General features: G+C 31.9%; 7 protein-coding genes and 1 pseudogene. 6 read left to right on the top strand and 2 right to left on the bottom strand.

All coding sequences use genetic code 11. The features are described from left to right. Positions 1-402 precede the first annotated feature (402 nt). The 6 genes and pseudogenes from ACP6PL_RS00550 to ACP6PL_RS00525 all read left to right on the top strand — a co-directional run bounded on the left by ACP6PL_RS00550 (position 403) and on the right by ACP6PL_RS00525 (position 6,291). Positions 403-2,451, top strand: a complete 2,049-nt coding sequence (locus ACP6PL_RS00550; RefSeq protein ID WP_426541439.1) for an ABC1 kinase family protein — start codon at positions 403-405, stop codon at positions 2,449-2,451. Between the two features lie 405 nt (positions 2,452-2,856). Further along, positions 2,857-3,573 (top strand): hypothetical protein, encoded by a 717-nt coding sequence (locus ACP6PL_RS00545; RefSeq protein ID WP_426541437.1) that lies wholly within the window; start codon positions 2,857-2,859, stop codon positions 3,571-3,573. 405 nt (positions 3,574-3,978) lie between these two features. Continuing rightward, on the top strand, positions 3,979-4,347 hold the full coding sequence (locus ACP6PL_RS00540; RefSeq protein WP_426541476.1) for a mCpol domain-containing protein: 369 nt from the start codon (positions 3,979-3,981) through the stop codon (positions 4,345-4,347). 122 nt (positions 4,348-4,469) lie between these two features. Continuing rightward, positions 4,470-5,330 (top strand): annotated as a pseudogene (locus ACP6PL_RS00535) (DUF5009 domain-containing protein). 39 nt (positions 5,331-5,369) lie between these two features. Beyond that, complete coding sequence (locus ACP6PL_RS00530; RefSeq protein WP_426541435.1) at positions 5,370-5,492, top strand: hypothetical protein; 123 nt, start codon at positions 5,370-5,372, stop codon at positions 5,490-5,492. A gap of 439 nt (positions 5,493-5,931) precedes the next feature. Then, a complete protein-coding gene (locus ACP6PL_RS00525) occupies positions 5,932-6,291 on the top strand; it encodes a hypothetical protein (RefSeq protein ID WP_426541433.1) in 360 nt (119 codons plus the stop codon). Positions 6,292-6,825: 534 nt separating this feature from the next. Here the strand turns inward: ACP6PL_RS00525 and ACP6PL_RS00520 are convergent. Continuing rightward, on the bottom strand, positions 6,826-8,334 hold the full coding sequence (locus ACP6PL_RS00520; protein ID WP_426541431.1) for a diguanylate cyclase domain-containing protein: 1,509 nt from the start codon (positions 8,332-8,334) through the stop codon (positions 6,826-6,828). Positions 8,335-9,358: 1,024 nt separating this feature from the next. Continuing rightward, the gene (locus tag ACP6PL_RS00515; RefSeq protein WP_426541429.1) at positions 9,359-10,339 is read right to left on the bottom strand and encodes a phosphodiester glycosidase family protein; all 981 of its coding nucleotides are present in this window, start codon (positions 10,337-10,339) and stop codon (positions 9,359-9,361) included. Between the last annotated feature and the right edge of the window lies 1 nt (position 10,340).

Here is a 10,340-nt window from a genome sequence, read left to right as displayed (position 1 = left end):
TGTGAGTTGAGGAAATTTTAGGTAAAGAGATACACTCAAATATTTTGTGTCAGTGAAAATCAACTCTTAGTCACCTTGCTGTCTAGGTTTGATTTGTACTATTGCGACATACGCAATAGTCAGATTTGACAATTAATTTTTCGATTCTTAATTAACTAATAAATTTTTTGTGAGTTGAGGAAATTTTAGGTAAAGAGATACACTCAAATATTTTGTGTCAGTGGAAATCAACTCTTAGTCACCTTGCTGTTTAGGTTTGATGTTCTAATATTTCTTACTTTCTACCTGAGAAAATATATTTTTCCAACTTTTAAAATCTTACTTTTGACTTTTGACTTCCGTGAAACGGTAGAGGTGTTGTTACAATATTTAACAATAGTCGTTAAATTTTTCTAAAATTTTATGAATTTGGAAACAATATCATCTATATCTCACCAAAAAGACTTAAATTCACACAGCAAGAAATTAGATACAGTAGAAATTGAGGCAATGCAACTAAAAAATATAGATACAGAAATGCTCAAGTCTCAAAATCCTCCAGATATAGCAGAAAGTAATAGACTACGCTACGATCCAGAAGCAATAACAGCCCTCTACAGTAAACGTCCTTTGAAAGTCTGGAAACGACGAATCAGTATCTTATGGACTTTTGTATTATTTGCTTTTAGCTTGTGGTTGGACAAAGTTAGAGGTAAAGCAGCTAAAAATGAAAGAAAACGGGCAATTTGGTTAAGAGAAATTTTGACAAATCTCGGTCCTGCTTTTATTAAAGTAGGACAAGCATTATCTACTCGACCAGATTTAGCTTCTCCAACATATTTAGATGAGTTGACCAAATTACAAGACCAATTACCTGCTTTTCCCAATGAAGTTGCTTATCATTTTATAGAAGAAGAATTAGGTTTTCCTCCAGAAGAAATTTATACAGAATTAACACCAAATCCCATCGCTGCGGCTTCTCTTGGACAAGTATATAAAGGCAAATTAAAAACAGGTGAAACAGTAGCAGTAAAAGTACAACGTCCTGGTTTAGCAGAAAGCATTGCTTTAGACATTTATATATTAAGAACACTGGCTATTTGGGCACATAAAAAGATTCAGCGACTCCGTAGCGATCTAGTAGGCATAATGGATGAGTTTGGTACTCGAATATTTGAGGAAATGGATTACACTCAGGAGGGTCGAAATGCGGAAAAATTTAAACAACTCTACGGTCATCTGAAAGATATTTATGTTCCTAAAATTTATTGGCAATATACGGGGCGTCGTGTGTTGACAATGGAATGGATAACTGGTACTAAATTGACTAATTTGGAAGCTATAAAAGCGAAAAATATTGATGCGAAATATCTGATAGAAATTGGTGTGCAATGTTCTTTGAGACAGTTATTAGAACATGGTTTTTTTCATGCCGATCCTCATCCTGGTAATTTATTAGCAAGTCCAGATGGTAAGTTGGTTTATCTAGATTTTGGCATGATGAGTGAGGTTAAATCTTATCAGCGATATGGTTTATTAGAGGCAGTTGTACATTTAGTAAATCGTGATTTTGATGCTTTGGCTCAGGATTATGTGAAGCTAGAATTTTTAACTCCTGAAACTGATTTAAGTCCGATTATTCCTGCTTTAGCTGGTGTGTTTAATAATGCTCTTGGTGCAAGTGTGGCAGAGCTTAATTTTAAGAGTATTACAGACCAGTTATCGGCTTTAATGTATGAGTATCCATTTCGGGTGCCTGCCTATTATGCTTTGATTATTCGCTCTTTGGTAACTTTGGAAGGTATTGCTATTAATGTGGAGCCTAATTTTAAAGTGTTGAGTAAAGCTTATCCTTATGTGGCAAAACGTTTATTAACTGACCCTGCTCCTGAGTTGAGAACTTCTCTAAAAGATTTACTTTTTAAGGATGGTGATTTTCGTTGGAATAGATTGGAAAATCTTTTAAGAAATGCGAGTAATAGTGATGATTATGATATTAGTAAAGTTTTAAATCAAGCTCTAGATTTCTTATTATCTGAACGGGGAGATTTTATTCGGGTTCGTTTGGTTGAAGAACTGATTAATAGTCTAGATTTGGCGTCGATAAATACTTTTTCCAATGCGAGGAATAAAATAGGTGAATGGTTAGGTCTGAAGGTAGAGAAAACTGCAGTTACTACATCTAATAATCCAGCACAGGAAAAGAGAGCAGAACATATTAAAAATATCTGGCAAATCATTCAAGATACTCCTGGTTTTGATACTATGCAGTTAGTACAATTAGTGCCAAATATATTAGTTAAACCAGAAATGCAAAAGATGGGGCAACAAGTAGCAGGTGGTTTGACTCAACGGGCGATCGCTCGTTTGATTCGTCAAGTATTATTATCTCCAGAGTATTCTAATGGTAATGGTAATGGTCATCAACCAAAGACTCAACCTCAACTTTCTTTACCTGCTTCTTCTAGCTAAGTAGACCGTGGTAAATTTTGTGCTTTATGTATCAAATTGTAAATTTCCTCGGAAGTATTTCATATCAATGACTTGAGGCTTTTATAACTAAATATACAACATCTTTTTTTTACCTTGTTCTACTTAAGTTGATATTGAGTGGTTGATAGTTAATTATTATTAGTTGTTAGTAGCAAAAGTTTCTACTGGCAACTAATTTTTTTATAAAAAAATTGAGGTTTGATTGAGCAATAATACCAAATTAAGTTTAATTAGTATCTTTATGAAGAGGGTAAGGCAGAGGGCAGAAGAGTTAGAAAAGAGTTGAAAAAAGTATCTTTTTATAACCGGACTTAGTATAAAATTTAAACTCCACTATACAGTAGATAAATTATATTAGATTATAAGAAATTCAACAAAGCGAAAATGAACATTTATCAAAAATTATTCAAGCTAATTTTGGCAGGAAATACCAACATTCCTGCAATGATTAACGCTATTATTGGAGCTACCCTTCAAGTACGAAGTGACAGTAAAAATAGTGATTTAACTTTTCGTCAAGTACACATTTTTCATTCTGAACAATCATTACAAGCTTTGACAATTTCAGTAGCTTGGCAAAAAGCTCTAAGCAACCATAAAATTTCTTCAACAAGTTTAGTACATCATGTCACAAAAATAGAAGATTCTAATGTTGATAGATTCAGGGATCTTGTAGAGCAACTAGGAACAATTGTTAACCCTCTTGATAATCCACAAAACTATATTGACTTGACAAGTGGTATTTCATCTCTTAAGTCTATACTTGCTGTTTTTGCTTATGTGCTTGATATAGAAAATATTTATTCTTTGGAAATAGATTTCTCTAAAGATCCAGATACTAGAAAAAAGCAAGCTAGTCTTTTTTACGATGAGTTAGAAAAAGCAGGAGTAAGTATAAAATATCGCAAGTTTCCGCCGATCAAGAAGTTTGATACTTTCGGGAAATTAAATTATACAGAAGTTTTACGCCATCGTTCAAATATTAACGATCTTGTAAATTGTCTAACAAATTTATTACCTTCTGGACTTGATATTGAACATTTACGAGAATCACTTTTATCTGGGGTAAATTCTAGCCTAATTGGCGAAATAACTGAATAAACTTATAGTTATCGTCATTCTGTTTTTTCTTCCTCTGCTGGAGTTGAAGAAGTTGCAAATATCATTTTAACTATTATAAAAAGTGCTGATTTGGAAAACAAAATACTAGGAAAGAAGTTAGATGAAGTGCGGGATATTTTTTCTCACAATCCAAAATACTTCGTTAATACTGAAACATTAGAATATATTACTAGACTAATTACCTCTGTACGAAATGATATTGCTCATCCTTCTTCAGAAAATAGTTATTCAAAGAATATAATAGCTATTCAATCTCGTCTGTCTTCTCTGTTAGCATTTGCGTTTCTACAATTTACAACTAAAACACTAAGTTCTTTTCTAAATCAAAATGGTCAACTTGTAAATGTTCAAATTCTATAAACCCCAACAGATAAAAATCCGGCAATTTTTTATTTTGGGTTCGATTGTGATTCTGCAGGTGACTATTTAGAAATAGCATTTGAACAATCAAGTGAAGATGAAGTAAGACAGAGAAGTCAGATAGTACATGAAGTTATTAGAGAGTTGAAAAAGTTAATCTACAAAACAACAAAAGATCACAAAAGTGTACTTTTTGCAGAAGGAGACAATATTCTCTTTAAAGCACCTTATCAGGCAAGTTTATTAAAGGATTTACAGAGAATTTATAAAGAGAAAACTGGATTAACTGGCAGTATAGGATATGGCAAAAAATTACCTGAAGTTGCTTTAGCAATGCGTCTAGCTAAAGCCAAAGGTGGAGGTAGCATTGTGGGTATAGCTTTAAAAGATTAGAAATATAAAATTAGTAAAAATCAACTACAACCTCAAGTTTTCTAATTAATATAATGTTAAGCAGCAAGTATATTTCAATTTATTTTTTTGACATTTTCATCTAAACTATTTCCTATATCACAATGGTAAAACAAGCAACCTCTAGAAAACTTGCAGATGTTTTAGATGCTTTGCGTGGATTTGCTATTTTAATGATGGTATTATCTGGCATAATTCCTCGTGATGTAACATTGCCAGCTTGGATGTATCATGCTCAAACTCCGCCACCAAATTATGTATTTAATCCTGATATTCCTGGATTAACTTGGGTAAATATTGTTTTTCCTATTTTCTTATTTGCAATGGGAACATCAATACCCCTAGCTTTATCTAGATTAATTAATAAAAACTGGCGATACAGTCAAATATTTTTGTTTATACTGAAAAGAGGATTTTTGTTGGGCACTTTTGCTATAGTTTTGCAACATTTCCGACCCCACATTATTAACAATATAGAGGAAACTCCTGAAAAGTGGCAATTAGCTTTACTAGGATTTTTCATCCTCTTTTTAATGTTTGCCCGTTTACCTAAATTTTTTCCCAAGTTTCTCAATCAATTTATGATTATAGCTGGCTGGAGTTTGTGTATTTTAGTTCTGAGTAGATTAACATATCTTGATGGTAGTAAATTTTCTTTAGAACGGAGTGATATTATTCTCATAGTCTTAACAAATATGGCTGTTTTTGGTTAAATTATTTGGTTATTTACTAAATCTAATTTGTGGTTACGTTTAGGATTATTAGGAATATTATTAGGGCTAAGATTTTCTGCTACTGATGATGGATGGGTGAAAGAGTTTTGGTATGACTCTCCTTTGCCTTGGATTTTTAGATTTGATTATTTGAAATATTTATTTATTCTCATTCCAGGTACTATTGCTGGAGATTTAATTTTAAATTGGATGAAAAATAATGAAACCAATAATGATGATTCTATAGGATAAAAATGGCCAGCTAGTCGTGTGTTAATTATTGCAGTATTAATGGTGACTATTGACTTGGTGTTATTGGTTGGGTTACAATCTAGGCTGGTTTTACAAACAACTTTAATAACTGTAGTTTTATGTGGTTCCGGTTGGTTATTATTCCAGCAACCAGGTAATTAGATAGAAAATTTACTAAATCAACTTTATAGTTTGGGTGTTTATTGGCTAGTATTAGGATTAGCTTTTGAGCCTTTTCAAAGTGGCATAAAAAAAAGATACTTCTACTATTAGTTACTTTTTCATTACCACAGGAATTTCGATTTTTCTGTTAATTCTATTTACTGTAATTAGCGATTATTTTTAACATAAAGGTCTAATCAAATTATTGATTTATAATGGGCAAAATCCCTTGATAGCTTATGTAGTCTTAGGTAACTTGCTTTTACCTCTCTTCAAATTAACTGGATGGTATGAAGAAATTGCACAAATAACTCAAACACCAAGTTTAGGATTGTTTAGGGGATTTATTTATACATTTATAGTGGCATTGGTTGTAAGTATTTTTAGTAGGTTAAAAGTTTTTTGGAGGAGTTAAAAGTAATCAAATTAGGAGGATTTTATGAGTAGTATACTTCCCATAGTATTTGTATGGTTTGTTTCATTATTTGGTGCTTGTGTAGGAATTATCATCGGAGGTACTATTGGAGGAATAGTTGGTGGAATTACTAACTTAATTACTCATTTCAGATGTACGATGAGAATATTTAATGCAGCAACTTTTACTTCACTTTTGAGTACAGTTTTTTTTATTATTATCGCTCGTCAAAAAATTCAACCTCTAAATTGTGCTGATGGTTGGGATGGATTTTATGTTTGTTTTAGCCCACTACTTATTCCATTTTGGGGAGGAATTGTTGGGGGGATATTTGGCTCATTTATTGGAGTTTTAGTGGAAATATATAGAAAATCAAGTCGTTAAATTTAATAGTTTATTAAAGTTTTATGGAAAGGTTTTTGATTAATTAAGGATAAATGCAATTAATATCATCTTTGGTCAAATCACTGATAAATAATTAAGGAGGAGTCAGGAGAGAAGAGAGAAAGGATAAAATTATATTATTTAGGGTTGAATACTTATGAATCAGGCCGTGGTAAGTATAACGAGATTATTCTGGATCTAGAGAATAAGTGTTTAATCACTAATTAAACTTAAATAGATTTGGTATTATTATGATATTAAGTACCTGTGCAAAATTAATTTAATATCTGTAAGTAGGAAACAGTTTAACTGGGAACAAAAAATCTACTTGTCTACAACACCAGTAAATATATAACTGAAGTCAGAATTAAAATTATTGCTTTGACTAAATTTGATAGAATCAAGAAGGTTTTAACAGTCCTAATAATAATTGTGACTACTATAAAAATCATTTAGCTGACCTACTTAACATAACCATTAAATATTAAATATAAAAAAAATTAATTTTCGTTGAATACTTAATTAACAAATTAATTAACAGACACAGCTATTTCTATGGGCAACAACACAATTGCGTCCCTGTTCTTTGGCTTTATAAAGTGACTGATCAGCATCTATTAATAATGTACGAGGCGATAATTGAAAATTAGGAACTATACTACTTACTCCTAAACTTACAGTAACATAAGAACTTGTTTTTGAATAAGCATGAGATATCTGAAGGTTTTTGATTTCCAATCTAATTAATTCTGCTCTTCGTAAAGCTTCATCAAGAGTTGTATTGGGTAATATAATTCCAAATTCTTCTCCACCATAACGACATACTAAATCAGTAGGAAATATAGCAACTTTACTAATCGCCTGAGCAACTTTTTTGAGACACTGATCTCCCTCTGGGTGTCCATAATAATCATTGTAATATTTGAAATAGTCTACATCACAAATTATCAGAGATAAAGGCTGTTTTTCTTGTCTAAGTTGTTCCCATTTTTGGTGAAAATATTCATCAAATTTACGACGATTAGCCAGGGAAGTTAAACTATCTAAACTAGCAATTACTTGTAAATCTTGATTAGCTTTTTTGAGAGCTAGTTCTGCTTTTTTTCGTTGAATTAATCCACCTAATTGAGTGGCAACACCATTAACTAATTGCATAGAATTTTGATCTAAGGAGCGAGAACTTTTTTGGAAAAAAACTAAAATAGCTAAAACATTTTTATCTAGGATAATAGGAATTCCTAAAGCAGATTTAATACCTATTTTTTCAGCAATTTCAGAACAAATAGAAACAGAATATTGTGCCTGAGAAATGTCTTCTAGCCATTCTGTCTGCTGAGAAGAGAAAACTCTTTCTAGGAAACCTGGATGAGAGCTAAAAGTAATAATTTGATTTTGTTGTCGAAACTTCAAAGTAGGTGGTAAAGTGCCATTATTACTGTTACTAGCATACCAACCTCTACTAAATCTGAGCATGGTAGTATCTTGGTTAGGAATCCATGCTTCCCCAAAATCCCAATTCATAGTTTGGCAAATTTCTGCGAGAATCACTTCTAAAGCTGACTCAAAATCAGATGCTTCACTAATAGCATGAGTCGTTTTTAATAATAGTTGTAATCTAGCATTTTGTTGTTGTAATTCCTGCTGTAGAGAACGCAAACGCAATTGATTTTCAATCCTGGCTAAAATCTCAATTAATTCAAATGGTTGAGTTATATAATCTACCCCTCCCACAGTAAAAGCTTTAATCTTATCCATCACTCCATCCAAAGTAGAGATAAAAATCACAGGGATATGGCAAGTTTGTTCATCTCTTTTCAGAACTTCACAGATTTGATAGCCATCCATGTCTGGCATTTTTACTTCTAATAAAATAAGGTCTGGAAGTATGAAATGAATAGTTTCTAGAACTTGCTTACTACTGGTGGCAATTTCCACTTTATACCCCTGGGTAGATAACAACTCAGTCAACAGTTTTAAACTTTTAGGATTATCATTAATAATTAAAAGAGTTTCTCTGAATCTAGAATTTTGTTGTTGATGCATGATTTAGTAGGACTAGAGTGAACATAACTACTATTTTAGCTGCCTATAGGAAGCTGTTGGCCAAATTTAAGCTTCTTAAAATTGTGTTCGGTTAAGGGGGGTATAGACTTGTAAAACTAATTCTGTCAACTAATAATTAATAGCTGTTTGATTAAATTTCACCTACTACATTAAGAAACCTACAAGCAATTTTTAATTGTTGTATGCACCCTGAACTGCCTTAAATATTATGTATAACATAACTTTTTAAGATAAAATATTTTAATTTAACTAATATAGCATTTCCATTGGAATGTTGAAAATACTTTTGAGAGAAAAACAACAAGAAATCAAGTATATATTTTTTTGATAATGGAAGAAAAATATAGTTGTTGTTACTAATTTCAGATAGGCAGCTGTGATAGATAATCAAGTATGAAACTCTTGCTAATGTTACCTTTTCCTGAATTTATAGAGAATTTATCAATAAGTAAAATACGACTGACATATAGATAATTTATATTAGTTTGGGAAATATCTAAAATTAGCTTTTCTATAGTTTATAGTCCCTACAATCCTAAACATTCAGCTATTAGTGGTCAGCTCATCCTGTGGAATTCTACGCAAACAGCTTTTTAATTAACTATGTGGTTCGATAGACTATTAAGGTTGACCAATGGAATTTTATCCATACTTTTAATTCTTTGAAATCTCTCAATTACTTTTTCTTTCCTTAATAGTAATAAAGCTGTTAACATTTTCGGCTAAGAGCCGACATGAAACGCTTCGCGACATGAATACTTAGCATTCCCAAGGAAAACTCCTCTGCAAAAGACAGCTTCTCTGTTTCACTACGCGACATGTTTGCGGAGCATTCCGTCAGGAAAAAGCGAAGCTCCTCCGCAGCAGGCTAACTAATAGCTAACTGCTGAATTATTACATTCCTACAGATTCTTGAATCCTTAAAACGGCCTAAGTATTTGTAGGAAAAATTTTAGTATTTCATATAATAAAAATTGATCAAATTGGTATTGCTTGATTTTTATTAATATTGAGCTACAACACAAGTTAATTTTGAAGTTGACTTTGGAGAAACTAAGGCAACTATATGAAGAACAGGACGTAGAGTATATCTCACTAAAAATTTACCTTGATAAGCTAGAGATGTACTAGCTCCAGAATCTAACATTACTGCATCTCGAAATCTTATCTGTGCTAAAAGTTGACCAAGTTTAACTGAACCAACTCTTTTATAAGATACTCCAATCATAGGTTGACCACTACGATGAATACCCCAAAATGCTCGATGACGGGGTTCATTAAATTTGAATAATTCGCCAAAAGTTTCTGCTAGTTGTGGTTGAGAATTTCTGACTAAAAATGCAGATCCGACAAAGGCATCTGTAAAATTTGGCATTTCTTTTTGGAGACCTTTTATAGTGTTATGATGTTTGGGATTAAAAGGAATAAAATCTACTTTATTCTCACTAATTAATACTAGGGGACGATTCTTTAATTTATTATTGTCATAGCTATCTTCAGGTATAAATTTTTTTGTATTCTGACTAAAAATCGGACCTATAACTTCGTTAGAATCTGGTTTTTCCATAGAAAAAAATGGCCCATCTACTCCAGCGATCGCCTGATTTTTTACCACAATATCTTTCACTTGATAGCGACTATCTACATGAATAGTGATTGGTTTTCCTCCAGAAATTAAAACTAGGGGAATATCTTGTGGCAAAACTTTATTTTTAATAATTTGACTATTAAAATCAAACCCTAATTTCCAGGCAGGTAGTTGTAATCCGCCATCAGTTTGAGAAATTGCTTTTTTTAATTCTGATTGACCGAAGCGGTCTATTACTAATAAACTTTTTGATTCATTACTGAAGATATTTTTGTTATTTTTCATTGTTAGTGCTGCTTCATACCCTGCTACTTTTATCCAAGCACTAACACGCTCGTCATATTTACCTTCTGGATAAGTAAAATAGTGAATATTTATCCCTAATTTGTTCTGCAAA

It is taken from the genome of Dapis purpurea BLCC-M126 (assembly GCF_050015975.1).
GTDB lineage: Bacteria > Cyanobacteriota > Cyanobacteriia > Cyanobacteriales > Microcoleaceae > Trichodesmium.
Note: the sequence above shows the minus strand (reverse complement) of the source record. Positions and strands in the feature narration are given on the sequence as shown.

Coding starts and splice junctions, on each gene's coding strand:
- ACP6PL_RS00550 (WP_426541439.1), top strand. CDS start 403: ATGAATTTGGAAACAATATCATCTATATCTCACCAAAAAGACTTAAAT.
- ACP6PL_RS00545 (WP_426541437.1), top strand. CDS start 2,857: ATGAACATTTATCAAAAATTATTCAAGCTAATTTTGGCAGGAAATACC.
- ACP6PL_RS00530 (WP_426541435.1), top strand. CDS start 5,370: ATGGTGACTATTGACTTGGTGTTATTGGTTGGGTTACAATCTAGGCTG.
- ACP6PL_RS00525 (WP_426541433.1), top strand. CDS start 5,932: ATGAGTAGTATACTTCCCATAGTATTTGTATGGTTTGTTTCATTATTT.
- ACP6PL_RS00520 (WP_426541431.1), bottom strand. CDS start 8,334: ATGCATCAACAACAAAATTCTAGATTCAGAGAAACTCTTTTAATTATT.